Below are 25,396 nucleotides of genomic sequence, written 5' to 3' on the forward strand. Positions count from 1 at the left end.
TGTAGAAGCAGGTCCAGACCGATAAACAGTCTGGACTTGTCTGCGAAATGATTACTCAGAGATTTGGTGTTGCGCGGCAAGGGTATCGAAATACTGCAACGCTTGCTTGGCATAAGCACGTTTTGCCAAGTAATCGCCCGGGAAGAAGTTTTTCTTAAAGCCATAGGCGACGATATCTTTCAAACGTTTCAATGGAATATCTGCCGTTTGCAGCGCAAGCTCGTATTCGTTGGTGACCGTGGTCCGCGAGACCAAACGGTTGTCGGTACAAATCACGGTGGCGAGACGATTCGCGTACATGTGTTTAAAGTTGTGGTTGCGAACATCGCCAATCGCCGGATTGGTTTGCAAGTTACTGGTAATGCAGACTTCGATCGCGATACGGCGATCAGCAATAAACGAAGCCAACTTACTGGCGTAACCGCTTTTGTCTTCAATGCTCTCGTCCTGAATCATATCTGGTGAAAACAATGAATAACCATGCCCTAAGCGATCGGCATAGCACTGCGTGAGCGCTTCAAAAATGCTTTCGGCACCGTACGCTTCACCGGCATGCACAGTTTTCAGCAAGAAGTTCTGGTGGGCGTATTCGTAGACTTCTTTAAAATCATGCGCAGGATAGCCCATTTCTTGTCCAGCAATATCCAAGCCGACAATCGGTAGGCCTTCTTCATCGCGCAAACGGATGCTGGCGCGAATCATTTCCATGGCGGCAATTTTGATAACCTGTTTGGGTTCGTGATCGCGCAGCGTCTGGAACAACTGGGTGTAGTAAGGTGAAAAACCTTTTTTACCAAACATGCGCATCGCACAGTTGATAATGCCGTAGTGAAACGGAGGTTTGTTGCCATCACGTACTTCGGCTTGCTGGTTATACTCGTCTTGGGCGCGCTTGAGGCCATCGTTGACGGTATGCATGACACGGTCAAAGTCGATGCCGCGGCTGGGGTCCATCATCAGCTGAGGAGCAAAGCGCACTTCTATATAGATAACGCCTTCGGCCAAGTTATCCATTGCTAGTTCGTACGCGGCTTGCTCAAGGTTTTCCATGTCACGTAACACTGCGCAGGTATATTGAAAGCCATTGAGGTATTCGCCTAAATCGTTATAGCTTTCTTTAAAGACTTGCTCGTATAGCCCATCGACAGTGTAAGAAGGCAGCTCAACACCACTGCGTTTTGCCATCTCGATAAGTCCAGCGGGCCGCAAACTACCATCTAAGTGCAAGTGCAAGTCAGCTTTCGGCATCGCTTTAAGAAAATCATTTGAATAACGCTGTGACATATCGACTCCTTCAGTGAATTTGCGCAATTATAGCAACAATCGCCTTTGCATTCAGCGCTTAAAGTCAGTATAAAACTGGCAGTACTCATCATTCGATATTGATAACCATGGCTTCACTTTATTTTACTTATTCAGCGATGAATGCGGGCAAGAGCACGTCGTTGTTGCAGGTTGCGCATAACTACGAAGAGCGCGATCAACGCGTGTTACTTCTCACTCCAGCGATTGATGATCGGGCAGGTAAAGGCAAAATAGCATCGCGACTCGGGATAGATAGAGGCGCGTTAGCATTTACCTCAAGCACCGACTTATCAGCACTGATTAAAGCGCGCCACCAACAACAACCGATTGATTGTGTGTTGATTGACGAGGCACAGTTTTTGACTGAACCACAAGTTTGGCAGTTGACCGATGTTGTTGATCGGGTCGACATCCCAGTGATGTGTTACGGTATTCGAACCGATGCCTTCGGCCAAGCCTTTCCAGGTAGCGCAGTTTTGTTGGCCGTCGCCGATAAAGTGAGTGAAATGAAAACCATCTGCCACTGTGGGCGCAAAGCCACGATGAACCTACGCATTGACGAAAACGGTGAAGCGGTGAAAGTCGGCGAACAAATCGCTATCGGTGGCAATGATCGTTACATTTCCTGTTGTCGTAGACATTGGAAAGAAAAGCTCGGCCTTTAAGCAATTTTTTATTTTAAATTTAACCAATTGTCACACATGGAAAGTGTAACTTCTCTGCTATGCTGAAAGTGTCAACTTAAAGCTGGAGTTCGCATGGGGTCAGTGCCGTTACCCGATAATGAAACTGAACGTTTACAACTGTTGCACGAGCTCGACTTGCTCGACAGCGGTAGTGATGAATTATTGGATCGGATTACGCGGTTGGTTAAGGAACTATTTGCCGCGGACATCGCGCTGATTAGCTTAGTCGACGAACACCGACAATGGTTCAAATCTAAAGTTGGTTTTGCCGAGCAGGAAACGCCGCGCAATATCTCTTTTTGCACCCATGTCGTGGCCTCTGGTGAGACGCTGTTGGTCGATGATGCGACACAAGACCCACGTTTTGTTGATAACCCAGTAGTCACAGCAGAAAATGGTATTCGATCCTATGTCGGTGCGCCCTTAACGCTTTATGATGAATACCATCTAGGTACGCTTTGTGTCATCTCGTCGAAAACCAATCACTTCCCAGCTGGCACTAAGCGCGTGCTAGAGCTTTTGGCTGACTGGGTTTCGACGACGATCACCGATCATTATGAACTCAATAATTACCTCGCAGAGCGCGATGTGCTAGCGCAAGGCCCAGTATGTGCGGTGGTGTGGCGCATCGAGCCTAAAGTTCAGCTGAGTTACGTTGCTGATAACGCAATCCGGGTGTTGGGTTATGAGCCTGCCTATTTACTGCGTGATGATGTCAGCCACGAGAGCATCGTACATCCAGATGACCGTGAAGAGCTACTTGCGCGGATGCAACGTTTGATCGATGGCGAGCAAGCCTACTTAGAAATGGATTATCGGGTTTTGCTTCCTGAACCCAAAGCACAGGGGTCGCGTTGGGTGCATCATTTCGCCCGCGCAGACCACGATAAGCAAGGCAATGTCATTCGCATCCGTGGCTATTTACTGGATGACAGCAAAGGCAAAAACCTTGAACTAGAACTACTTGAAAGTAACAAGAACTTTGAGCTCGCTCTTGCCGCAGGAGAGTTTTTTACTTGGTCGTGGTTCATTCCCGACGATCAACTAATGGTGAGCCACGCTTGGTCGTTACTGTTAGGCTACGACGCCCAAAAAGAAGATGAAATCGATTGGCAGTCCCTACTCCATCCTGACGACAAAAACGCGTTACGGACGCAGTTAAAAGCACACCTGCATGGTGATACTGAGCGCTTTGATGTCCGTTTTCGATTACGCCATGTCGATGGTCACTATGTTTGGATTCATAGTGTCGGGCGTCTTGTTGAGCGTGCTCATGACGGCAAACCGGTACGGATGAGTGGGATTCACCATGATATTTCTGCACAAGTTGAAAATGAAGCATCTTTGGCACAGCAAACCGCGGTTCTAGAACTCGTCTCGCATGTGCAGCATGAATTCATGCTGGCGAAAAACTTTAGTGATGTGACCGACTACGCGTTACCGAAGCTTATGCAGATGACCGCTAGTGCTTTCGGTTTGGTCGGTGAACTACCTCCACAGTCGCATCGGCGCGATATGCTGCAAATTCATGGACTCGAGGTACTAGGTGAAGACAACGCTAATAGTGAATATCACAAACTAATTCAGCAAGGGTTAGAGGTTGTGGTAAGTGGCGATGTGGTTCGAAATGTGTTGTTGCGCGGTGAACCCGAGTTTTGTCATCTGCCAGTTTCACGCTTAGAGATGAGTTTTACCCCGGTAACGATTCCGGAACTGCGCAACGCACTGGCCTTGCCGCTCTATTTTAAACACGATGTTGTGGGGCTCCTGGTGCTGGGCAATAGCACAGAAGGTTACCTGCGTTGGCACTTAAATTTGTTGCGACCGATGCTCGATACCTTGGGAACTTTAATGCACATGCGCCGGCTTGATGAGGAGCGTCAATATGCGCTGGAAGAGCTGCGGCGTATGGCGAGTGTGGATGAGTTAACTGGGGTCGCTAATCGGCGAGTATTTTGGCACGCGATGGAAGAGCGTTATGAAGAGTTTATGCGTTATCAAGTGGCAATGAGTGTCGCTGTTATCGATCTAGACCACTTCAAATCGGTCAATGATACCTATGGCCATGCGGCAGGTGATGAGGTGCTGCGAGAATTTGCCAAACGCTGCAAAGCACAATTGCGTGATCTTGATTTGATCGGGCGGCTGGGTGGCGAAGAATTTGCCGTTCTCTTGCCTTATAGTGATGTGACCGAAGCTAGCAAAGCTATCGAACGCTTGCGCGAACATGTTGCTGCGACTCCAGTTACTCATGATGATAAGCAAATCGCGATATCCTTAAGCGCCGGAGTTACCCAATTACGCAGCACAGACGCTAAATTAGATGATTGGATGGCGCGCGCCGATGAAGCTCTTTATCAAGCGAAAGAAAGCGGGCGTAATCAAATTGTTGTAGTTCCTGAACCGAACTAATTCTGTATAATAAGCGGGCACTTTTACCCGCAGATGAATACGAGGCCGTAATGCAAGAACTCACGATTCCACGCCCTGATGACTGGCATCTTCACCTACGCGATGGCGATTTGTTAGCAACGACTGTGCCAGCGACTGCGAGCGTGTTCGGACGTGCTGTCATCATGCCGAATCTGGTACCACCAGTGACCACAGTGGATCAGGCGATGGCTTATCGTGAGCGGATTCTTAAGCAAGTACCGGCAAGCAGTGATTTTCGTCCGTTGATGGCACTGTATCTGACGCAAAATACAGCAATTGAAACGGTAGTTGCAGCGGCCGAAAATCCCGAGGTTATCGGTTTCAAACTCTACCCATCTGGCGCGACCACCAATTCCGACGCCGGCGTGACCGATATTGAAGCACTCGATGCAGTATTTGCGAAAATGGCGGAGTTGCAGGTACCGCTGTTAGTCCATGGCGAGGTAACAGCGGCAGAAATCGATATTTTTGACCGCGAAAAAGTGTTTATTGACACTAAGTTACGCCCATTAATGGCGCGCCATCCGCAGTTAAAACTCATTCTTGAACACATTACCACTGCCGATGCAGTCGATTTTGTCGAGAGCATGGGCGATAACGTTGCCGCGACCATTACACCGCAGCACTTATTGATGAACCGTAATGATTTACTGGTAGGCGGTGTACGTCCGCATAACTATTGTTTGCCAATCTTGAAGCGACGTGAACACCAACTGGCGCTGCGTAAAGCGGCAGTGTCGGGCAATCCTAAATTCTTTTTAGGCACAGACTCGGCGCCCCATGCACAGGACAAAAAAGAAGCTGCCTGTGGTTGCGCCGGTTGTTATTCGGCGCCGGCTGCATTGCAACTGTACGCAGAGTTCTTTGAGCAGATGCAGGCACTTGATAAGTTGGCTGATTTCGCCAGCCATTTTGGTGCAGACTTTTATGGGTATCCGCGCGCGACTGAGCAAGTCACTTTGCAGCGCGCCGAGTGGCAGGTTCCTGCGCTTGTGGATACCGCAATAGGACCCATGGTGCCCTATTGGGCAAGCATGAAGTTGAATTGGCAACTCATTGAGAAGTAAACAAAATTAAAACACGAGAACATGCGCTTTTGCAGTGCTTGTTTTTCCGGCGAAAAGTGTCAAACTTGCGTTAAGAAAAGCGTCCAGTACCTAATAAAAATTATAACGAAGCAGGGACAGTGATTTGTTAAATCTTTTTCGTGCGCGTGCAAACAGTCCTTATACCGTGGTGTTCGGCATTTGCCGCACTAAGGTGAATATCGTTGTGGTTGAGAATGCGAATTCTCAGCCGAGTTTAGTGGTATCTGACGAATGTGCCGTGAGTGGCGATGATATTGCCGCAGCCATGCGCAAATTAAGTCATGACTATCAAAAATATTGCCGCCATCATCCCCGCCTTGCGTTAGTGCTTGGTGCTGGGTTGTATCAAAGCGTCACCCTCGATCGTCCGCAATTAAGTGATGCTGAACTGAGCGCAAGTCTACGTTATCAGCTTAGCGACCTTGTTACTTTTGACACTGAAGACTGTATCGCTGACTACTACGAGTTGCCTACGCAAGTTCAAGGGCAGCATAAGATTCATGCTATCGCGACCAGTCGCAAGCAACTTGAACCCTTGCTGCAGGTAGCGCACGAATTAAGTGACCAGCTGCAGGGTGTTTTTGCCGAAGAGCAAGCGCTTGCCACCGTTTTAGAAAATCTGAATGAACCTGCCGCACTGGTTTATCAACAACCACACCAAGCAGCATTAGTGCAGGTCTACAATAATGGTGAATTGCAGGTGAACCGCGCAGTACGCTCTCTCGAAAAGCTCAGTGAGTTAAGCATCGAAGAGATCCGCATGGGCGGCTTGCAGCCATTGAGTGTTGAAATTCAGCGTTCGGCGGACTATTTCGAGCGGCAATTGCGACAGCGCCCCGTTGCTAGTGTCTATCTCGCGTTGCCGCTACCGAAGCAGCAAGAAGTGCTAGAGCGCTTACATGAAGATTTAGGCTTTGAGATTGCTTGGGCGACCTATCCGAGCTGGGCGCAAGAACTCGCGACCGGCGATTATAGTGATTTTCCCGCGCTCGGTGGCGCACTCTTAGCACAGCAAAATGATGCGCAGGAGGCTTCCTCATGAAACGCATCGCTAATTTATATGTTGCAGAACTTCGACCCAGCCGCGAATGGTTAACCTTGCGCCGGTTGTTGGCTATTAATGTGAGTCTATTAGTGGTATTTGTCGTGGCTTGGGTGGTCGCGCAAGTAGTGGTGAGCCAGCAGCAAAGCACTAGTATCGAACTTGGCAACACCACCACTGCCGTGGAAGCTCAGCTCCAGCAACGGCAGAGCGAACTCGATAATGCGCTGAATGATCCCGAGCTCAATAACGCATTAGCGGAAACCCAGCAAGTGTTTGTGCTGCGCCAGCGCTTGCTCGAGCAAATGCAGCAGTTTACCCAGCAGAATCAGCAAAATTACTCGCAACTGTTAATCGATCTTGCTGCAGCCGACCAAGAGGCGATTTGGTTGCAACGTATCTATGTCAACGACAATGCGCTGAGCCTTGAAGGGCATACGTTGCAACCGCAGCAATTACCGAGCTGGTTGGCGAGTTTCAGCGGTTACACGAGTTTGCAGCAGCGGCCGTTTGGGGTGTTTGAACTGCGCGACGAAGGTGAGCAGGGATTGCGCTTTGTCGTCGGTCACACTCAAGACAGCCGAATTATGTCTAGCACTGCTGGAGGGAGCAACCCATGACTCAGTGGCAGCAGATGCAACAAAAATTTGTTGAATTACCGCTGAACCGGCGCAAATTTTGGCTGGTGCTGAGTGTGGTGTTCGTCTGCTATTTGGGGCTTTACGTGTTGTTGCTACCCCAATGGCAAAGTTTTCAGACCGAACAAGTCAAAATACAACAACAACAGCAACGTTTGAGTTTGCTCGAACAGCAATTAGAAGCGTTGGATATACGCCTGTCAGGTGACCCCAAAGCACCACTACGGCGCAAACTGGCTGATTTAGAAAGTCAGCTACAGCAGGTGAATCAGCGCTTACAAAATGAAACTAATTACGTCAGTGCGGCCGACAACCGTCGATTGTTGCAAGCTTTATTAGGGAGCGCCCGTGATCTCAGTGTGAAGTCAGCGCAAGCACTCCCAGCTGAACGTGTTTATGGTGATGGTGAAGCCACTGAAGGCGCAATTTACAAGCATCGTTTACAGTTAGTCGTACGCGGAAATTATCAGCAAGTTTTTGAGTACTTCCAACAACTTGAGCAACTACCATGGTCGTTTTACTGGCAACGCATGGATTATCAAGTGACCGAGTATCCGCAAGCTGAGGTGCTGCTCGAGATTTACACCCTAAGTTTGGAGCGTGACTATGTTGCAAGTTAGCCGGCAGATTGGCGTTACGATTGCGTTGTTTGCGGTAGCTACAGTAAGCAGCGCGCAACAATTAAAAGACCCAACGGCACCGCCGGAATACCGTCCGGCTGCGGTGAGCAATGCTGAGGCGGTGACTAACTTACGCTTACAATCAATTCAGTCAACTGCACAGGGCAATGTCGCAACCATTAATGGAACGCGCGTGCGTGCCGGTGACAGTTTGCCGCCCTTTACAATTCTAAAGATAACCATGGATCAAGTGACGGTCCGACACACCACCACCGGTGGTGAAATGCAACTCGTCATGTTTAGTGAGCGCCCGCTGGAAAGCGAGTCGTCCACGGGATCAGGGGGACAGAACTAATGCGCACAGGATTTATTTTTGCTTCGACTTTGTTGTTAGCCGCATGTGCTCAGCAACCGGATCGGCAACCGGTTGAGGCACAAGCGGCACTAGAAGTGCCAAAGACATCATCCACGACCGAGCGTCCACCGCTTCCTGAATCGGTACGCGCGACCCTGCGCCCTGATTTAGCCACCAGCGGTGAAGTAAGTGAACAGTTGCTGGCAGAGCCACGTTTCTCAGTAAACGCCAATGGCATCGATGCCCGCGACTTTTTTGCTGGCTTAGCGGCTGATACGCCCTACAACATTGTGGTTCACCCAGATGTTGCGGGTGCCATTACGGTCAGCTTAAAAGATGTCACTTTAGCTGAGACGCTAGAAGTCATCAGTGACATTTACGGTTACGACGTGCAACGTGACCGTCGGATGATTCGGGTATTTCCTTCTGGATTGCGCACTGAAACGATAGCACTGGATTATTTAGCACTGCAGCGCATGGGCTTATCGCAAACCAGCGTAAGCTCGGGCGGCGTCAAAGATAACGATGAGCAAAATAACCTCTACGGCGGCGGCACTAGTAACTACAACAACGCTTTGTTAGGCAATCAAGGTGGCGTTAGTAATCAGGGCAACTTAGGGCAGAGCGGCATGGGCGGTCTCAACAACGGCATGCAAACCAATGGCTCATCTATCTCCACCCAGTCGCAGACAGACTTGTGGGGTGATCTGAAAGAGACCATCGAAGGCGTAGTTGGCACCGGTGACGGACGCCGTGTGGTGGTATCACCACAAGCGGGTCTCGTTTCGATTACCGCATTGCCGAGTGAGTTGCGGGCCGCGCGCGAATTCCTTGCGTCTGCGCAAGAGCGTTTACAACGTCAGGTCATTTTGGAAGCGCGGATTGTCGAAGTTGCATTGAACGACAGTTATCAGCAGGGCATCAACTGGGGTGACTTGTTCAAACTTGGGAACGCCAGCGGTAGCATCGGCTTCTCTGGTGGTTCTGTCGACAATGAGAATGGCGTCTTTGGTGTATCGCTTGACGTAGGTGACTTCAGTGGGGTGCTGAATCTGTTGCAGAACCAGGGCAATGTGCAGGTGCTGTCAAACCCACGGGTGAGTGCGGCGAATAATCAAAAAGCCGTGATCAAAATTGGCGAAGATGAGTACTTCGTCACCGATGTATCGACCACGACAGTGACCGGAACCGCAACAACCTCGACCCCAAACATCGAGTTAACACCGTTTTTCTCGGGGATTTCTTTAGATATCACCCCGCAAATCAGTGATAACGGTGAGGTCATCTTACATGTGCATCCGTCGGTCGTTGAAACCTCGGAACAGAATAAAACCATTACGCTTAACCAAGAATCGTTCATTTTGCCACTAGCACAGAGCAATATTCGTGAAAGCGACACCATTGTTCGCGCACGCAATGGCGAAATCGTGGTGTTAGGCGGTTTGATGCAAACCAGCTACACCGATAGCGAATCCAAAGCACCGTTACTTGGCGATATCCCAGTAGTGGGCAATTTGTTCAAAAATCAGCGCCGCAGCGAACAGAAAAAAGAGTTGGTGATTCTGATCCGCCCAGTGGTCGTTGGTGTCGACACTTGGCAGCAAGAGTTGCAACGCTCGAGTGAGTTGTTGCGTGGCTGGTATAACGACTAATTACGCTTATGTATCAAACGCATTTTGGCCTCATAGAGTTACCTTTTACGCTGACTCCCAACACCAGTTTCTACTGCGATTTGGAGAGTCACCGTAACGCGTTTGAGGTATTAGTCACAGCCCTTGAGGCGGGTGAGGGCTTTATCAAAGTGGTAGGTGAAGTTGGCACCGGTAAAACGCTGTTGTGCCGCAAGTTGTTGAACGAACTGCCCGATCACTACGTTACTGCCTACATACCAAACCCGTACTTGACCCCCAGCGAAATGCGCGCACATATCGCCCGTGAGTTGCAAGTACAGATGCCCCAAGTGCGCAGTGAGCAATTACTGACCCAAGCCATCCAGGAACGGCTGGTTGAGATCAGCCGCGAAGGTAAGATGGCGGTCATCGTCGTCGATGAAGCGCAAGCGCTACCAAGCCATACTTTGGAAGCATTGCGATTGGTCTCTAACCTAGAGACAGAATCACGGAAGTTGCTGCATATCGTATTATTTGGTCAGCCAGAGCTCGATGAACGCTTGGCAACCCGTGAACATCGGCAATTACGCCAGCGCATCACTTTTAGCTACAACCTACAGGCGATGTCGATGACTGAACTAGCGCGTTATATTTCACATCGCTTGCATGTTGCCGGTTATCAAGGGCCTGCTTTGTTCTCGGCACGCGTGGTCAAGTTATTACATCAAGCGAGTCGTGGTGTGCCGCGCTTGGTCAATATTTTGTGCCATAAAGTGCTGCTACTTTGTTACGGTGAGGGTGTCTACCAGGTGAAACCTAAGCACGTGCGGCTCGCGGTGGCTGATACCGAAGACGTTAGCCTTGGCAAATCCCATTGGTGGTGGAGCCTAGTGAGTATTGCAGGTCTCGCTCTTGCGTTAGTGTGGAGTTGGCAGGCTGGTTGGCTAACGGAGTATTGGTCATGAGCGTGATTAACCGCATGTTGCGCGACCTCGACCAGCGCCAGAAAACTGAACACAAAGTTGCTGGCGCTCCGGCGGCTGCAGCGCCGACCCCGTTTCCGTGGGTATGGCTGCTCGGCGGTTTTGTCATCGCAGCGATAGCTGTGGTTGCGGTTGTGCTGATTTTGCAGCAGCGTGAGCCTATGGCTGAACCTGTCGCCGCTGAACCTGCTGTGGTTGAGCAACCGCCAGAGTCCGAGATCAAGGCTGCGGTGCCTGAACCCGAGGCGGAACCGTTAGTTGAGCCGGAGCTTGAGCCAACAACAACAGTGGCTGAGCTAGAGCCACAACCAACGCCAACTCCGGCGCCGGAAACACCAGCGGAGCCTGAACTCGCCGTCACTGAGCCAGCTCCGCCAGAGGCAACAGAAGAAGCCAAAGGCACTATGCAAGTCGAACAAGTGCAACTGAGCCCTGCTGAGTTGGCGGAAGTAAAATTAAAACAAGCGCGCGAAGCGATGCAAGCGGGAGAGCGAGAGCGTGCCGGAAGTTTATTCGAACAGGTCATCGCGCTGGCCCCGGAACATATTGATGCGCGTAGTGAGCTAGCTGCGTATTGGTACGGCCGCGGACGGATCAGCGATGCGCTCGCGGTACTTGAGCAAGGGCTGCAATTGCGTCCCCAGCAACCGCGTTGGTTACTGCTTTACGCGCGTATCCTGTTTAATGGTGCAGCCTACGGTAGCTTATTGAGTGTGCTCGAGCAGATGCCTTTGCAAGCCGCAGAGAGTGAAGAGTTGATGCAATTGCGGGCTGCGGCGGCCAATGAACAACAACAATTTAGCGCTGCGGCGCAAGATTACCAATGGCTAGCCGAACGCGAAAACGCTGCACGTTGGTGGTTAGCAGCTGCAGTTGCTTATGAAGACGCTGAACAGCCCGAACAGGCGCTGAACGCCTACCAACGAGCGTTGGCCAGCGATGATTTAAATGCGGATGGACGTCGCTACGCGGCGCAACGGTTACAAGTTTTGGGAGGTCAGTAACAATGCGCCCACGATTAAAAATGCGCCTAGGCGATTTGCTCGTTCAAGAGAGCATCATTACTGAACAGCAGTTAAAACAAGCGCTAGACGAGCAACGCACCAGTGGTCGGAAACTTGGGGTGACGCTGGTCGATCTCGGTTTCATTTCCGAACAAGAACTTCTCGAGTTTCTCGCGCGGCAATTGAGTCTTCCCCTTATCGATTTGGCCGAACGCAAAATTACCAGTGATGTCGCAAACTTGCTGCCAGAAGTTCAAGCACGCCGTCATCGTGCCTTGGTCATCGAAGCTGATGAGAGCTCCGCGCTAGTGGCGATGAGCGATCCTGCCGACCTAGCCGCAGTGGATGCCATCAGTCAGTTCTTGCAACCGCGCGAAGTGAACTTGGCGGTTGCGCCAGACCAGCAGTTGTTGGACGCTTTTGACAATCTTTATCGACGCACCAAAGACATTGCCCAGTTCGCCAGTCAGTTACAAACGGAGTACCAGAAAGACGAAGCAGTTGATTTGGCGGCGTTATCGATTGAAGACGAAAGCGACGATGCCACCGTAGCCAAATTATTGCAGTCAATATTTGCCGATGCTGTGCAAGTGCGCGCGTCGGATATCCACCTTGAGCCAGATGACCATGCCTTGCGCATTCGCATGCGGGTGGATGGCGTCCTGCAAGAAAACGTGCTGAAAGAAACTAATATTGCCAGCGCCTTGGTGTTGCGGCTGAAGCTAATGGCAGGCCTGGATATTTCTGAAAAGCGGCTACCGCAAGACGGCCGTTTTCATATTAAAGTGCGTGACCACGCGATTGATGTGCGGATGTCGACCATGCCGGTGCAATATGGTGAGTCGTGCGTCATGCGTTTGCTTGATCAGTCCGCCGGGATTTTGCAGCTCGAACAAACCGGTATTCCGGACACATTACTGAAACGCATCCGTGGCATTATTAATAAGCCTTATGGAATGTTGATTGTCACTGGACCTACCGGCTCTGGTAAAACCACGACACTTTACGGTGTGTTAAACGAACTCAACCGTTCAGAGAAGAAAATCATTACGGTTGAAGATCCAGTCGAATACCGTCTGCCACGTATTTCGCAAGTGCAGGTGAACAGCAAGATTGGATTAACGTTTTCGCGCGTGCTGCGCACCACTTTACGGCAAGACCCCGACATTATTATGGTGGGTGAGATGCGCGATGGTGAAACCGTAGAAATCGGTTTGCGAGGCGCCATTACCGGTCACTTAGTGCTAACCACGTTACACACGAATGATTCGATCACCAGTGCGTTGCGCTTGATTGATATGGGCGCAGCACCTTATTTGGTCGGTGCTGCAATGAAAGGGGTACTGGCCCAACGTTTGATTCGTAAAGTGTGCGAGAACTGTAAGGAACCAGCGCATATCGAGGCTGCCGATTTGGCATTGTTGCGACGCATGCGTCCAGAGTTACCAGAAGATGGTGCAGGTTTTGTTAAAGGCCGTGGCTGCCGTAATTGTAACGATACTGGCTATCGTGGTCGTATCGGGGTCTTTGAATTGCTCGAAATGAACGATGCCATGGTCAATGCGATGCGTGATGCCAACATGCGAGAGTTTGCGGCTGCGGCCAAGCAATCTCCGCATTATCGACCACTGGCACAGTCGGCACTCGACTATGCCTTACAGGGTGTCACTACGGTCGATGAAGTGTTGTTCTTAGCCGAGACAGTCGAAGAAGAGGACGACCCAACGGATATCGAATTAGATATTACCGCCGAGGGTGAACATGGCTGAGTTTGATTATCGCGGTCGCGATGCGAGTGGCGAGCTGGTAACCGGCGCCTTGGAAGCTAATTCCGAGCGAGCTGCTGCGGATACGTTGATTCGTCGTGGGGTGACGCCATTAACCATTGTCTTGCGCCAAGAAAAATCGGCGAAAGCCGGTTTTTCGTTGTTCGAAGAGAGCATTAATCTAGACGATCTCATCGTTTTCACACGACAGATGTATTCGTTAACCAAAGCTGGCATTCCAATTTTGCGTGCCATCGACGGGCTTGCAGAAAACAGTCCGAAAAAACGTATGCGGGCGGTACTGAAGGACGTTGGTGAACAATTAGAACGGGGCCGCGAATTATCGGCGGCCATGGCTGGACACCCGAAAGTGTTTCCACGCTTGCTGATTGCGGTAGTGCATGTCGGTGAAAACACCGGTCAGTTGGAAGAGGCATTTGAGCAGTTATCTGAATATTTAAGTAAAGAGCAGGACACTCGCAAACAAGTGAAATCAGCATTGCGCTACCCAATGTTTATTATTAGTGCCTTGGTTATCGCAATGTTCATTTTGAATATTTGGGTGATTCCAACCTTTGCGCGAATGTTCGAGCAGTTTGGCGCCGAGCTACCATTGCCGACTCGAATCTTGATTGGCACCTCTGACTTTTTCGTAAGCTGGTGGCCCGCAATCATTATCGCAATGGTGCTAGGTTGGATTGGTTTTAAACGCTTTACCACGAGTAATGACGGCCGCCTGATATGGGATCGTTGGAAAACGCGCATGCCGGTCTTTGGTGATTTAGTGAAACGCAGTTTGCTATCGCGCTTTTCGCGCAGCTTTGCGGTGATGTTACGCGCTGGCGTACCCTTGACCCAGTCATTGCATTTAGTCGCAGATGCTGTAGATAACTATTGGATGGCCGAGCGCATCGAAGATATGCGCCGCACCATCGAGCGAGGTGAGGGGCTAACCCGAGCCGCGCAAGGCACGCAGCTATTTACCCCGCTGGTCATGCAAATGATAAATGTTGGCGAAGAAACCGGCCGCGTTGACGAACTCTTGAATGAAGTCGCCGACTATTATGAACGCGAAGTAGATTATGATCTGAAAAGTTTAACAGCCCGTATCGAGCCGATTATGTTGGTAATCGTTGCGGTAATGGTGGCCATTATGGCACTCGGCATATTTACACCGATGTGGGATATGATGGATGCTTATAAAGGTCGCTAACAACAAACTGGCTATACAGACACTGCTGACGATGAGGAACAACACTATGAATGCCCAACAAACCAAGCAGCAGCGCGGTTTTACCCTAATTGAACTGATTATTGTGATTGTCATTCTGGGGCTGTTGGCAGCATCAGCGCTGCCGCGCTTTACTCGCGTCAGTGCAGACGCCGAAGATGCAGCCGTAGAGGGCGTAGCAGGTGGTTTTGCCAGTGCGGTTAGTCTAGTACGTGCGGAATGGGAATTACGGGGTCGACCGCAGGGCAACACCGATGGCTCAGGAGCCGTGGTCGTTATGGATGGTGTACCCGTCAATGTCGACGGTAATACCGGCTACCCAGTCAGTGGCAACAACAATAGTGAAGCACACGATCAAAACATGAGTAGCGAAGATTGCCGCACCATCATGCAAGCAATCTTACAAGGCGCGCCAACTGCCACCAGTAATTTTGGCTTACTTGGCGAAAACCGCTACTATGTCGCCCGCGAAAACAATGGTACCAATGATATTTGTGTCTATTTTCTCGCCAATACGATTCAGAATTTAGCGTCAGCGCCAACAGGTAATGATTATTTGAGCGTTGGCAACGTATTTGTTTATAACCCGCGTACTGGCGGAGTAAGCATTTTCAGCAATAACTAAGAAAAGGAAGAGCAAAATGTCAATCGTTAAAGCACGCCAAAACGGCTTTACTTTGATCGAGCTCATTATTGTGATTGTGGTGCTTGGTATACTAGCTGTGACTGCTGCACCGCAGTTTATCAATTTCTCGAGTGATGCGCGCGAGAGCGCGTTACGTGGCTTGCAAGCAAGCATGAAGTCAGCTGTTGAGCTTGGCTACGCTAAAGCAGCCATCGAAAACAAGTTATCTGGTGAAGCGACCATTACCGCTGCAGACGGCACAAGCATTGCGTTAGCTAACGGCTATCCCAAAGCCAGTGCAGTGCAAGCGGCCGCCGGCGCCTCATCAGACTTCGTATTCGCTGAGCAAACTGCCGGTGTTTACACCGGTGGTTCGCCATCGAATGGTACCTATGTCGGCACCTTTGCAAGTCTAATAGATGGTACGGTAAGTGCTGCAGTCATAGCTGCAACAAACTGCTACATTACCTATACTGACAACGCAGACGACACCGGCAAGCCAACGCCAACGGTAACTGTGAGTGGTTGCTAGTTTTATAAATCATGGAGAACGCAATATGAAACAACAAAAGGGTTTTACCTTAATTGAATTAATTATCGTGATCGTTGTATTAGGTATCCTTGCGGTTACTGCAGCGCCACAATTCATCAACTTCCAATCTGACGCCCGTGCCTCAACCGTAGAAGGCGCTAAAGCTTCAGTGCAAGGCGCAATGCAACTCGTCTACGCCAAGTCTCTTATCGAAGGTGAAGAGAATAGCGCAACAGCTTCTGTAGAAACAGAAAATGGCGTTGTTTCAACAGTCTATGGTTACCCTGCCTATGAAGCTGACGCTAACGATGCAAATGCAGATGGAGGAATCGCCCTAGCCGCAGGTTTGAATGTTGATGCAACGACTGGAGAGTGGGTCGTATCTGGTTCTGGTCCAATCCAAATTCGCCCAGCAAGCGCAGACGCAACAGCAGATTGCTATGTTGAATACACTGAAGCATCAGCAACTTCTCCAGCCAAAGTAACTTCTAATACTGACAACTGCTGAGATTAGCAAATTTTCAAAAATGAAAAGGGCGCCAAGGCGCCCTTTTTCATATCCTTGATCTCTTCGAACAGCAAACAGCGAATAGCTAATAGCTAACGGCGAAGCACCCAACTCGCATTCGCGCACCCCTAACGAACAACGACTAACGAATAACGCTCACCAACCCCGAACAGCACCGCGCACGAATCCCGAACCCGAACCCCGAACCATCAATTCACTTCCTTCCAAAACAACACCCGCGAATTCCCTCGATACTGACCAAAGCCGCCAATCGCCCGTGGATCCAAATACATAGCTCCAGCCTCATCACGCCACTCGAACTCAAGCCATGCCGGAGCATCATATTCATATATAAATTCACCCGTATTGCCGGTGCCGGGCGCCAACCAACGTAGCGTATCAAACGGCAGAGCGCCATCGGTCAGTGTGCTGTCGCTGCCAGCGGCAACGGGCGTTAAGTTATTCGGGTCAGCAATCACATTTAAGCCAGCAACTAGCGCGCTAGAGCAACTATCATCGGTGTGGGTGACAAAGCGACTGCCGTCGAAATATTCAGCGTACAGTGGTACCGAAAGGTCTTCATTCTCTGGACCATAGGTATTTTCCAGTACTAAGCGGCCGTAACGGAGCTGTGCGGTGCCATTGAGCGGAGCAGCTGCTCCTGCCACAGCTGCCAAGGTAAGGTCGCTACCTGCAAAGTTACGGTTATCGATTTCACTTAGCACGCGCAGGCCCAGCTGCAAGCTCGCGAAGGGGCCATCGATATTGCCGTCTGGGTGGCGGTTAAAGCCCGCGTTGGCCGCATTAAACGTCATCACTCCTGCGGTCCAAGCTTGCTGCGCCGCTAAGTTGAGCAAACGGTCAGCAAAGCGATCGGTAGCAGTGTCAGCAGGTGCTAAATTGGCTGCCGCGAAGCCAACTTCTGCGGTGCCACTATAACCACTGGAATCATAGTTTTCGGTAATATTGCCGTCACTATCGACCGCGTAAAGCTCGTAGCTGACCGTCAGCGCTGGCTCGGACATATAAGTAAAGTCGCCGGCCACACAGCTATTCGCCACGGCCGAGGTGTTCAGCGCAAAACGGAAAGGTGCGAAGCGACCTACAGTCGCATTTTGCTTAGCAGCCACGTCGCCGGCACCCAAATAGCTATTGCCGTTCAAGCCGGGTGCGAGTTCGATGGTGCCGACGTCGAGCCAGCGTGCGCTGTCGGTGCGCAAGCTACCGGCTCGATTGGTATCTAACTGCCAGCCTTGGGTACCGACAAAATCGCTAGCTGGAGCGGTTGCGGTACTCGGATAGAGGGTTTGCACATAACTTGCTTGTGCTTCGGCAGCAGGTGTCTCGCGTCCGAAGTTGGGCGTCGCATCGCCATTCGCATTTTCAGCGGTAATGATGAGTGAGAAATTATCGCCGGCAGTGGCAAAGGCGCTGCCGCCGCTGGTCGTTGCGCTGACGGCTTGATTGGCGTTATCCACGGCAAAGAGCCGTAAGGTATGTGGTTTCACGACAAAGTCGTTCACGCTGGTACCGGTCAGGGTAATTGCTGGATCATCAATGACCGACTCATCTGCATTGGGCGCTTCGCTTAGGTTAACGCGACCATGCAAGCGCAGTGCGCCAACATCGGTATAGTTGGCAACTAAGGGCGCATTGCCGTTGGCGTCAAAGGTGACAGGGACATTGGCGTAACTAAGTGTTGCACCGGCATCATTGAGCGGCACATTAGCGCCATTCGCGATGAAGTTTTGACCCGCTTGGCAAGTCAGTGGATTGCGACAAGAGGTTGCCAGTTCAAGCACCTGTGCACCAGTAAGCCGCGCTTCGCAAGCTCCGGTCTGAGTGTTAGTTTCAACGGCGCGCGCGAGCACGTCAAAATCGGTACCGGCAAAGGACGGTGGAATGGCACTTAAGCCATCGTTGGCGGTAAAGATCAGCCCAGCAGTACGAAACTCAATTTCACAATTAGTCGTGGCGGTGCCCGCGCTGTCGTAACACTCGGTAGGATTTTGTGCCGCGGGAGCACCATTACTGAGGCTCACCGTAGTGGTACCGCCATCGACATAGCGTAGCCCTAAAGTACCTTGTCCGCCGGTAAAGCCAAGCACGCCACCATTGGCGAAAGTACTGCCGGTAGCAGAGCTCGATAAAGCAACCTCGGTGGCATCGGTGTAGCGACTTGCGCAACTCGCGTCCAGACAGGCGACGACTTGGACTGGTGCGGCAACGCAGCTAACGACCGATAGCGGATGCTGAATCCGGTAGTGATGGATGTCAGTTACCTCAGTGTCGCAACCAAATGCATCGCGCACCGCATCCTGAACAGCGTCAGTAAAGTTAATGGAGGTGTTGTTACCGATATCCACGGTGCCAGCGCTCAACACCGCTCCTTGTAGGTTACTATTGTTACCGAAGGTGATGTCATTGGACGTATAAGGTGCATAGAGCACACCATTGAAGGTGTACGTGGTACTACCTTGGTTGTAGTTGCCGATCTCAAAGCTGGCACCATCATAGAGGTTGATCATTAGATTCTGGACAGCGCCCGTTGGGTTAAAAAAGAGGTTGTTCCCACCCGTTATACTGTCTTCGATGAAAATGCGTACCGGACCTGCTGGGGCGATAGCGATAGTTGAGTCGTTGTTCAGTGAGATGGTGCGGACAAAGTAATCGCCCGGACCTAAGGTTAGGGTTTGTGACTGTGGTCCAAAGTTGATGCTATCGATTTGATAGGTGCCACCGCCAGTAAGACTGGCACTCGCGTTGTTACCACTGAGGTTAATTTCGTTATAAGTACCAGGGCCGAGGTTCGCAGGGTTGGTAAATGAGTTTCCCCCGTTAAAGCTTGGAAATACATTCGGTGTCAGTGGTGGAAATTGAACCACGGCTTCTTCGACAACGCCTGTTGGAGTCGGGGTATTACCGTTGGTATTGTTTGGATCGTCGATTTCAGTGCCGTTGATCTCGGAATTATTGCCATAAGTGAAGCCGCTATCACCAATGACACCATAATCTACCAAATCGTTCAGCGCGTCACACTGCGTCGCGCCACCACCGCCTGAGCCAGTCTGACAACTTAGTGGCTGTGCACCATCAGAAGTGTCACAAAACGCTGTACCGCCGACAGAGTCAGTGTTGCCCGCGTTGTTGGTAATATTCACTGCCGTGGCGTCACCACCAATTTGACCCGCCCAATCAATTACGATATTGCCCGTTGCAATGGCGTTACCCGTGATAGTAGCGTTACTGGCTTCGAGGCGTATAAACCCAGCCGCGACATTGCCGTCAATGGTGTTGCCGGAACCAATGATTACATTCTCGTTGGCTGTCACATCACCTGTGAGCGTACTGTTCGATGGTGCTAGGGTGACGCGGTTGGCGCTTACCGAACCGTTCACGGTGCTGCCACTGGCTAAGTTAAATTCATTGTCGACGACGATCGGACCATTCAGACTCACTGGAGAGTTACTCTGTAAATTACCAGCGTTGATAGAGCCGGTGATTGAGCTTGAACTGCCAACGCTGAGATTGTTGGTAACATTCAAGTTGCCGGTTACCTGACTGTTAAACCCCAAGGTCAACTGTGTAGCACTGATAGGGCCCGTAATCGTATTGCTCGACACCAGTGAAACCTGTGGCGCGACAAGCGAACCTGTCACGTCCGTGTTGTTGTTTAACGTGATTTGGTTTTGACTATTCAAATTACCTTGAACTTGGTTATCACTGCCGAGGCTGATCTGACCCACGGCATTCAGATCGCCGAACATTTGCATAGTGCTATCAGAGCTAATCGAGCCGGTCGCGTTAATAGTGAGCGGGGTGTTGGCACCGAGGAATACTTGGGCATTCGATAGCCAGACGTTGCCGGTAACATTCACTTCGGCAATTTTGTCGAATACCAACACATCGTTCCATTGCAAAGTGAGGCCGTTGGGACATTGTGCAGGACTATTGCCTTTTTGACTGCAGCCTGGGGGCAAGTTCTTACGAAAATCGTAGGTAGCAGCTTGTGCACTGCCACTCAGTAGGATGAGCGCAAACGTTAGGCCATAAATAAACTTGTTATTCGATACCATCACTGGCCTCCAACAATAGCTGGCGGGAAAATTCGAAATCACCAGCGGCACATTGTGCGACTGCGAGGATGCGATAGTGGTCGCCGGTATAGGGTGCGCTTAACGATAAACGGTCGCAATAAACATTGATTTGGCAACGGTCGAGTCCGGTGGCCGCGAGGTTTTGCTGCAATACCAGAGCCTGCGGCGTGTTACTCGAGCGCGCAGGGCATAAACTACTATTCGCGGTGTTGCTCGACAGCGGGAATAACTGGGTGAGAAAAATTTCTGCAGCGCTGCGCGCGGCGGCCTCAGTGCGGGTACCGTAGACCTCGGTAATGGTGGTATCGCTACTATCGCGAATTAATTTCACCACAGTGAGGCCGATCAGTGCTAACACCACAATCACGAAGATAGCGATGGCAAGCGCCGCGCCTTGTTGCCGCGCTGCGGAATGAGGCATGCGATTAGGGCACATTAGGCAAATGAATCTCATGGTTGATTTGAATCCGCTCGTCAGTAACTGAGCCAACGCGCCAGTCGAGCAAGACTAAACTATTGCGCTGTAGCGAGGCCGGGCTGACCCGAAACGGCAGTTGCCCTGCAGCTAACTCATTGACCAAGGTGGTCATCATAACTTCAGCATTGCCCGCGCTACTGGTCAAACTGGCAGTATTGGGCTGGCTGGCGTTGTAACCGTAGTCGGCAAAACGCAACAGTCGTTGACTGGCTTCGTCGTAACACCAACTCACTGGCGTTGCACCGACAAAGTACCTGCGCCCAGGACTTTGCTGGCTAAACTCGGCATTTGCATCGGTAAATTCGATGTCGATGACCCCGGACTGGCCGCTCACCGCATTGATAGTTTGAATCTGCTGTCGCCGTGTACTGCTCGCGGCATAGATATGTGGCGCTTGAGTAGCGTAGACAAACAACCATTGGTTGACCAATGACGTTTCACTTTGCGGTTCAATCGCAATAAAACTGTCGCTGCCCGCCGCTAAGCCTTGGGGGAGTTCCAAATAGCGGCTGCTTGCCACTAAGGGAACGAATTCGATGCATGCGGTATTCACGCGAAGTGAACGAGGTACTACGTATTTAAGTTCGCGAGTGAGGCGCTCAATGGCGAAGCGTGATTCCGCAATAAGCTGTTGTCGCGCGCTGGTGTCGGCAAAAATTTGCGCCCCAAAACTGACATAGCCAAAGCTAAATAAACCCAAAATAGCGAGAATCACCATAACGATGACCAACTCTATTAGGGTGAAGCCATGCGCATGACGTTTGGCCATTAGTAGTTCCCCTTCACCACGGAGAATTCAAAGTTTTGCCCCAGCGGCGTAACTGTGGTTACCAAGACGCGTTTAAAAGCGCTGCGACCGACACCGCAGACGCCAAGCGCATCGCTATAACAAACGCTAACGGCAAAACCAAAGCCCGGATAACGTGCGGCGAGGCTATCACCCTCGGCAGTTGCGAGCGCAGGAAAAGTCACTTGTAGCTGGTGGTAATCATCGACATCATCAAAAGTGTCACGGGTTTCGGCGTCGGGACCAAAGTTGGCAGCATCGGTACAGGCAGGGCCGCTGACGCCATCGCAACGCACTAATCCGCCACTGCGATTGCTTTGTTCGTCAAACGATTTGGCAATAATTTCATCGAGTAGCGCTTGCCCTAAGGTCGCTGCGCGTAGCTGTAAAACCGGTTCGGCGCTGCGAAAGGCTTGAGGATAGAGCAGGGTAAATACCAGCACCAAAGCGATCGCCAAGGTGACGATACCAATGATCAGTTCTATCAACGAAAAACCGCGCATGAGAAGACCTTGTTAGAGCATTCTTTTATAACTTTTTTAATACGTTCCATAGTATACGAATTTACTTTACACTGCATATTATTAAATCAATTGAGACCATCGACGATTTTCCTATGCGTGCTAAAGCACCGTGCTTATCACAGTCTAATGTTAAATCTATGCAAGCACTAACGCTTGTTGAGCTACTCGTTGTTATTATCATCATAGGTATCGTTTCGGTGACCGCGGCGCCGGCATTGTTTGGACGCGGTGGCTTTACCCAGCAGACATTTCAAGCTGAGTTGATAAGTGCGTTAAGAGTCGTACAACAGCGGGCCATGCAAGATACCACGCAAGCCTGTTACGGAATAAATTTTCAAACTAACCAAGTGCGACCTGATTTATGTGGCGCTGCTGTTGCAGCAGAGCGCATCATAGTCGTGCCCGATGAGAACAGTTTAGCCACAGTAGGTAGCTTAACCAACCTAGCGAATGGTTTTCGCTTCAATAGTTTAGGTTGTCCAGTGTCGACCAACCATAGTCTCACAACACCTGAACTTTGTGGCCAAAGTGCGGTCGAGATTACGTTAACAGGACCGAATAGCCGCAGCGTTTGTGTGCAAAGCCAAGGCTATATTCGCGCGGGCGCTTGTAATTAGTCGCTTGCCCGCCTTGGTGTGGCTTGGTAAAGTTACGCGGTTAGATTATCCACCTTAAAAAGTTTACGGGAACACCCCAGATGTTTAAGAAATTGCGCGGCATTTTTTCCAACGATCTGTCTATCGACTTGGGCACGGCAAATACCCTCATTTACGTCAAAGACGAAGGCATCGTATTGAACGAACCTTCGGTTGTGGCGATTCGACAGGAACGTTCTGGCGGTCCGAAAAGCGTCGCCGCGGTAGGGCACGCAGCCAAACAGATGCTCGGTCGTACGCCGGGCAACATTCGCGCAATTCGGCCAATGAAAGACGGCGTGATTGCCGACTTTTATGTGACTGAAAAAATGCTTCAGCACTTTATTAAGAAAGTGCATGACAGCCACTATTTCCGCCCAAGCCCACGGGTTTTGGTGTGTGTACCATGCGGTTCTACTCAGGTCGAACGTCGTGCCATTCGTGAATCGGCACTTGGTGCTGGCGCGCGCGAGGTTTACTTAATTGACGAGCCTATGGCGGCGGCAATCGGCGCTGGCTTGCCGGTGTCAGAAGCAACCGGTTCGATGGTGGTCGATATTGGTGGTGGTACCACCGAAGTTGCGATCATCTCGTTGAATGGCGTGGTGTACTCTTCTTCGGTGCGCATCGGTGGTGATAAGTTTGATGAAGCTATCGTCAATTATATTCGTCGCAACTTTGGCTCATTGATTGGTGAAGCCACTGCCGAACGAATTAAGCACGAAATTGGTTCAGCTTTCCCTGGCGACGAAGTACGCGAAATCGAAGTGCGCGGACGTAACCTTGCCGAAGGTGTGCCGCGTTCGTTCACTTTGAACAGCAACGAAATCCTTGAGGCATTGCAAGAACCACTGATGGGCATCGTCAGTGCAGTGATGGTCGCGCTGGAACAGTCGCCACCAGAACTGGCCTCGGACATTTCTGAGCGTGGCATGGTGCTTACCGGTGGTGGGGCGTTGCTGCGCGACCTCGATCGTTTATTAATGGAAGAAACGGGTATTCCAGTTATCATCGCAGACGACCCATTGACCTGTGTCGCGCGCGGTGGCGGTAAAGCCTTAGAAATGATTGATATGCACGGTGGTGACCTGTTTAGTGATGAGTAACGCCGCATGAAGTCGCTGTTCGAGCACGGCCCTTCGTTACGCACCCGCCTGCTGCTCGCCCTTATCATTGCAGGTGCATTGATGTTCCTCGACCACCGGCTGCAAACCATGCAGCCGGTGCGTTCGTTTTTAAGCACCGCTACCGCTCCAGTTCAGTACCTTGCTGTATTACCTGAAGAAGTGATGAACCGCGTGGTCTACTTAGCGACCACCCGCTCAGCACTGCGCGAGGAGAATTTGCGTTTGCGTGACGAGTTACTCGAACTTGAGATGGCGGTACAACGCTTGAACTTTCTCGAAAACGAGAATGCCCGGTTGCGACAATTGCTCGGCTCCGAAGTGCGTCAAGCGAGTCGGCGCATGGTTGCCGAAGTAGTGGCGGTAGCGACCGATCCGTTCTCACACCAGGTTGTCATCAACAAAGGATACGCCAACGGCGTCTACGAGGGGCAGCCGGTGCTCGACAATCGCGGCATTCTTGGCCAAGTCATTAGTGTCGCGCGCACTACTGCAAGGGTCATTTTGATTTCCGACCAGAGCCATGCCATTTCACTGCGTGCTGAACGCAACGATATCCGCGTGATTGCCAAAGGTATTGGTGATTTGAACCAACTTGAGTTGAGTTTTATTCCGCACAGCACAGAATTAAAAGAAGGTGATGTTTTAGTGTCATCAGGGCTTGGCGGTGTGTTCCCAGAGGGCTATCCGGTGGCGCAAATCAGCTCGATAGATCGTGACGAGCGCTTACAATATGCGCGGGTTTTAGTCACGCCATTTGCCCAGCTTGACCGCGTACGTACGCTGTTATTGCTGTGGCCTGCGAATGCCACCGAACAACCGGTGTATGACGAGGTTGAAGATGTGGATTAAGTCGGGTTTGTTGCCGCTGCTACTCAGTTACGTGATCGCCTTGGTATTGATGGTGATGCCCATCCCGACTTTCCTTGAGGCGTGGCGTCCGGACTGGGTCAGCATGGTGCTGATTTATTGGCTCATGGCGATTCCGCATCGTGTTGGCGTGACCACAGTGCTGGTGATGGGGTTACTCACTGATATTTTAATGGGCACGACCTTTGGCGTTTACGCGACAGGCCTTCTCATTATTGCTTACTTTACCCTGCGTCACTTCCAACGCATTCGCAATTATTCATTAGTACAACAAACGCTTGTCATCGGCTTGCTGATTCTCGGTAAACGTCTGATCGTCTACCAATTAGAGCATTTTTTGAATGATGCTGCGTTTCATTGGTCTTACTTATACCCGGTGCTGTCATCGATGGTGTTGTGGCCGTGGTTGTTCCTCGTCATGCGTGGCTATCGTCGGCGTTACTTGATTCGCTAGC

24 protein-coding genes are annotated in these 25,396 nt (G+C 50.9%); 19 read left to right on the plus strand and 5 right to left on the minus strand.

Annotation, left to right across the window (positions count from 1 at the left end):
* Nucleotides 1–51: 51 nt before the first annotated feature.
* On the minus strand, nt 52–1,284 hold the full coding sequence (locus IDAT_RS04615) for an adenosine deaminase family protein (RefSeq protein ID WP_034731198.1): 1,233 nt from the start codon (nt 1,282–1,284) through the stop codon (nt 52–54).
* Between the two features lie 107 nt (nt 1,285–1,391).
* Between IDAT_RS04615 and IDAT_RS04620 the strand changes: the two genes are divergently transcribed.
* From IDAT_RS04620 to IDAT_RS04690, 15 genes are all read left to right on the plus strand, one after another.
* Complete coding sequence (locus IDAT_RS04620; protein ID WP_034731201.1) at nt 1,392–1,970, plus strand: thymidine kinase; 579 nt, start codon at nt 1,392–1,394, stop codon at nt 1,968–1,970.
* 93 nt (nt 1,971–2,063) lie between these two features.
* Nucleotides 2,064–4,403 carry a sensor domain-containing diguanylate cyclase gene (locus tag IDAT_RS04625; RefSeq protein WP_034731203.1) on the plus strand — a complete coding sequence of 780 codons (2,340 nt, stop codon included), beginning with the start codon at nt 2,064–2,066 and terminating at the stop codon, nt 4,401–4,403.
* Between the two features lie 50 nt (nt 4,404–4,453).
* Nucleotides 4,454–5,491 (plus strand): dihydroorotase, encoded by a 1,038-nt coding sequence (gene pyrC, locus IDAT_RS04630; protein WP_034731206.1) that lies wholly within the window; start codon nt 4,454–4,456, stop codon nt 5,489–5,491.
* Nucleotides 5,492–5,615: 124 nt separating this feature from the next.
* Entirely contained in the window at nt 5,616–6,554 is a 939-nt protein-coding gene (locus IDAT_RS04635) for a hypothetical protein (RefSeq protein WP_034731208.1), read from the plus strand.
* The gene (locus tag IDAT_RS04640; protein WP_034731210.1) at nt 6,551–7,174 is read left to right on the plus strand and encodes a hypothetical protein; all 624 of its coding nucleotides are present in this window, start codon (nt 6,551–6,553) and stop codon (nt 7,172–7,174) included. The genes IDAT_RS04635 and IDAT_RS04640 overlap by 4 nt, the downstream gene beginning before the upstream one ends.
* Nucleotides 7,171–7,812 carry a hypothetical protein gene (locus IDAT_RS04645; RefSeq protein WP_034731211.1) on the plus strand — a complete coding sequence of 214 codons (642 nt, stop codon included), beginning with the start codon at nt 7,171–7,173 and terminating at the stop codon, nt 7,810–7,812. The genes IDAT_RS04640 and IDAT_RS04645 overlap by 4 nt, the downstream gene beginning before the upstream one ends.
* Entirely contained in the window at nt 7,799–8,167 is a 369-nt protein-coding gene (locus IDAT_RS04650) for a hypothetical protein (RefSeq protein ID WP_034731212.1), read from the plus strand. Before IDAT_RS04645 ends, IDAT_RS04650 begins: the two co-directional genes overlap by 14 nt.
* Nucleotides 8,167–9,819: a pilus (MSHA type) biogenesis protein MshL gene (gene mshL, locus IDAT_RS04655; protein ID WP_034731214.1), complete on the plus strand. Its 1,653-nt coding sequence runs from the start codon at nt 8,167–8,169 to the stop codon at nt 9,817–9,819. The genes IDAT_RS04650 and mshL overlap by 1 nt, the downstream gene beginning before the upstream one ends.
* An 8-nt stretch (nt 9,820–9,827) precedes the next feature.
* Nucleotides 9,828–10,742: an ExeA family protein gene (locus IDAT_RS04660; RefSeq protein WP_034731216.1), complete on the plus strand. Its 915-nt coding sequence runs from the start codon at nt 9,828–9,830 to the stop codon at nt 10,740–10,742.
* The gene (locus IDAT_RS04665) at nt 10,739–11,764 is read left to right on the plus strand and encodes a tetratricopeptide repeat protein (protein WP_034731219.1); all 1,026 of its coding nucleotides are present in this window, start codon (nt 10,739–10,741) and stop codon (nt 11,762–11,764) included. The genes IDAT_RS04660 and IDAT_RS04665 overlap by 4 nt, the downstream gene beginning before the upstream one ends.
* Before the next feature lie 2 nt (nt 11,765–11,766).
* A complete protein-coding gene (locus tag IDAT_RS04670) occupies nt 11,767–13,533 on the plus strand; it encodes a GspE/PulE family protein (RefSeq protein ID WP_034731222.1) in 1,767 nt (588 codons plus the stop codon).
* Nucleotides 13,526–14,743 (plus strand): type II secretion system F family protein, encoded by a 1,218-nt coding sequence (locus IDAT_RS04675; RefSeq protein ID WP_034731225.1) that lies wholly within the window; start codon nt 13,526–13,528, stop codon nt 14,741–14,743. The genes IDAT_RS04670 and IDAT_RS04675 overlap by 8 nt, the downstream gene beginning before the upstream one ends.
* Nucleotides 14,744–14,789: 46 nt before the next feature.
* Nucleotides 14,790–15,386 (plus strand): prepilin-type N-terminal cleavage/methylation domain-containing protein, encoded by a 597-nt coding sequence (locus IDAT_RS04680; protein WP_034731228.1) that lies wholly within the window; start codon nt 14,790–14,792, stop codon nt 15,384–15,386.
* Between the two features lie 16 nt (nt 15,387–15,402).
* Nucleotides 15,403–15,918, plus strand: a complete 516-nt coding sequence (locus IDAT_RS04685) for a pilus assembly FimT family protein (protein ID WP_034731230.1) — start codon at nt 15,403–15,405, stop codon at nt 15,916–15,918.
* A gap of 25 nt (nt 15,919–15,943) precedes the next feature.
* Nucleotides 15,944–16,426, plus strand: a complete 483-nt coding sequence (locus tag IDAT_RS04690) for a type II secretion system protein (protein ID WP_034731233.1) — start codon at nt 15,944–15,946, stop codon at nt 16,424–16,426.
* 209 nt (nt 16,427–16,635) lie between these two features.
* Here IDAT_RS04690 and IDAT_RS04695 read toward each other — a convergent pair whose 3' ends face one another.
* From IDAT_RS04695 to IDAT_RS04710, 4 genes are read right to left on the minus strand one after another with little or no spacing between them, the layout of a single operon-like run.
* On the minus strand, nt 16,636–20,502 hold the full coding sequence (locus IDAT_RS04695; RefSeq protein ID WP_034731235.1) for a polymer-forming cytoskeletal protein: 3,867 nt from the start codon (nt 20,500–20,502) through the stop codon (nt 16,636–16,638).
* Nucleotides 20,489–20,944, minus strand: a complete 456-nt coding sequence (locus IDAT_RS12980) for a hypothetical protein (RefSeq protein ID WP_156099480.1) — start codon at nt 20,942–20,944, stop codon at nt 20,489–20,491. The genes IDAT_RS04695 and IDAT_RS12980 overlap by 14 nt, the downstream gene beginning before the upstream one ends.
* A gap of 4 nt (nt 20,945–20,948) precedes the next feature.
* Complete coding sequence (locus IDAT_RS04705; RefSeq protein WP_034731237.1) at nt 20,949–21,770, minus strand: PulJ/GspJ family protein; 822 nt, start codon at nt 21,768–21,770, stop codon at nt 20,949–20,951.
* Complete coding sequence (locus tag IDAT_RS04710) at nt 21,770–22,291, minus strand: type IV pilus modification PilV family protein (protein WP_034731239.1); 522 nt, start codon at nt 22,289–22,291, stop codon at nt 21,770–21,772. Before IDAT_RS04710 ends, IDAT_RS04705 begins: the two co-directional genes overlap by 1 nt.
* Before the next feature lie 158 nt (nt 22,292–22,449).
* Between IDAT_RS04710 and IDAT_RS04715 the strand changes: the two genes are divergently transcribed.
* The 4 genes from IDAT_RS04715 (at nt 22,450) to mreD (ending at nt 25,395) form a co-directional block, all read left to right on the plus strand.
* Complete coding sequence (locus IDAT_RS04715) at nt 22,450–22,929, plus strand: prepilin-type N-terminal cleavage/methylation domain-containing protein (RefSeq protein WP_162178386.1); 480 nt, start codon at nt 22,450–22,452, stop codon at nt 22,927–22,929.
* A gap of 80 nt (nt 22,930–23,009) precedes the next feature.
* Nucleotides 23,010–24,053 carry a rod shape-determining protein gene (locus IDAT_RS04720; RefSeq protein WP_034731244.1) on the plus strand — a complete coding sequence of 348 codons (1,044 nt, stop codon included), beginning with the start codon at nt 23,010–23,012 and terminating at the stop codon, nt 24,051–24,053.
* Nucleotides 24,054–24,059: 6 nt separating this feature from the next.
* Nucleotides 24,060–24,923, plus strand: a complete 864-nt coding sequence (mreC, locus tag IDAT_RS04725) for a rod shape-determining protein MreC (RefSeq protein ID WP_034731246.1) — start codon at nt 24,060–24,062, stop codon at nt 24,921–24,923.
* Nucleotides 24,913–25,395, plus strand: a complete 483-nt coding sequence (mreD, locus tag IDAT_RS04730; protein ID WP_034731247.1) for a rod shape-determining protein MreD — start codon at nt 24,913–24,915, stop codon at nt 25,393–25,395. The genes mreC and mreD overlap by 11 nt, the downstream gene beginning before the upstream one ends.
* Nucleotide 25,396: the final 1 nt, after the last annotated feature.

Source organism: Pseudidiomarina atlantica, assembly GCF_000753735.1.
GTDB lineage: Bacteria > Pseudomonadota > Gammaproteobacteria > Enterobacterales > Alteromonadaceae > Pseudidiomarina > Pseudidiomarina atlantica.

Coding starts and splice junctions, on each gene's coding strand:
- IDAT_RS04710 (WP_034731239.1), bottom strand. CDS start 22,291: ATGCGCGGTTTTTCGTTGATAGAACTGATCATTGGTATCGTCACCTTG.
- IDAT_RS04670 (WP_034731222.1), top strand. CDS start 11,767: ATGCGCCCACGATTAAAAATGCGCCTAGGCGATTTGCTCGTTCAAGAG.
- mshL (WP_034731214.1), top strand. CDS start 8,167: ATGCGCACAGGATTTATTTTTGCTTCGACTTTGTTGTTAGCCGCATGT.
- IDAT_RS04640 (WP_034731210.1), top strand. CDS start 6,551: ATGAAACGCATCGCTAATTTATATGTTGCAGAACTTCGACCCAGCCGC.
- IDAT_RS04625 (WP_034731203.1), top strand. CDS start 2,064: ATGGGGTCAGTGCCGTTACCCGATAATGAAACTGAACGTTTACAACTG.
- IDAT_RS04715 (WP_162178386.1), top strand. CDS start 22,450: ATGCAAGCACTAACGCTTGTTGAGCTACTCGTTGTTATTATCATCATA.
- IDAT_RS04680 (WP_034731228.1), top strand. CDS start 14,790: ATGAATGCCCAACAAACCAAGCAGCAGCGCGGTTTTACCCTAATTGAA.
- IDAT_RS04650 (WP_034731212.1), top strand. CDS start 7,799: ATGTTGCAAGTTAGCCGGCAGATTGGCGTTACGATTGCGTTGTTTGCG.
- IDAT_RS04615 (WP_034731198.1), bottom strand. CDS start 1,284: ATGTCACAGCGTTATTCAAATGATTTTCTTAAAGCGATGCCGAAAGCT.
- IDAT_RS04705 (WP_034731237.1), bottom strand. CDS start 21,770: ATGGCCAAACGTCATGCGCATGGCTTCACCCTAATAGAGTTGGTCATC.
- IDAT_RS04695 (WP_034731235.1), bottom strand. CDS start 20,502: ATGGTATCGAATAACAAGTTTATTTATGGCCTAACGTTTGCGCTCATC.
- IDAT_RS04720 (WP_034731244.1), top strand. CDS start 23,010: ATGTTTAAGAAATTGCGCGGCATTTTTTCCAACGATCTGTCTATCGAC.
- IDAT_RS04645 (WP_034731211.1), top strand. CDS start 7,171: ATGACTCAGTGGCAGCAGATGCAACAAAAATTTGTTGAATTACCGCTG.
- IDAT_RS04675 (WP_034731225.1), top strand. CDS start 13,526: ATGGCTGAGTTTGATTATCGCGGTCGCGATGCGAGTGGCGAGCTGGTA.
- pyrC (WP_034731206.1), top strand. CDS start 4,454: ATGCAAGAACTCACGATTCCACGCCCTGATGACTGGCATCTTCACCTA.
- IDAT_RS04620 (WP_034731201.1), top strand. CDS start 1,392: ATGGCTTCACTTTATTTTACTTATTCAGCGATGAATGCGGGCAAGAGC.
- mreC (WP_034731246.1), top strand. CDS start 24,060: ATGAAGTCGCTGTTCGAGCACGGCCCTTCGTTACGCACCCGCCTGCTG.
- IDAT_RS04690 (WP_034731233.1), top strand. CDS start 15,944: ATGAAACAACAAAAGGGTTTTACCTTAATTGAATTAATTATCGTGATC.
- IDAT_RS04660 (WP_034731216.1), top strand. CDS start 9,828: ATGTATCAAACGCATTTTGGCCTCATAGAGTTACCTTTTACGCTGACT.
- IDAT_RS12980 (WP_156099480.1), bottom strand. CDS start 20,944: ATGCCTCATTCCGCAGCGCGGCAACAAGGCGCGGCGCTTGCCATCGCT.
- IDAT_RS04665 (WP_034731219.1), top strand. CDS start 10,739: ATGAGCGTGATTAACCGCATGTTGCGCGACCTCGACCAGCGCCAGAAA.
- mreD (WP_034731247.1), top strand. CDS start 24,913: ATGTGGATTAAGTCGGGTTTGTTGCCGCTGCTACTCAGTTACGTGATC.
- IDAT_RS04685 (WP_034731230.1), top strand. CDS start 15,403: ATGTCAATCGTTAAAGCACGCCAAAACGGCTTTACTTTGATCGAGCTC.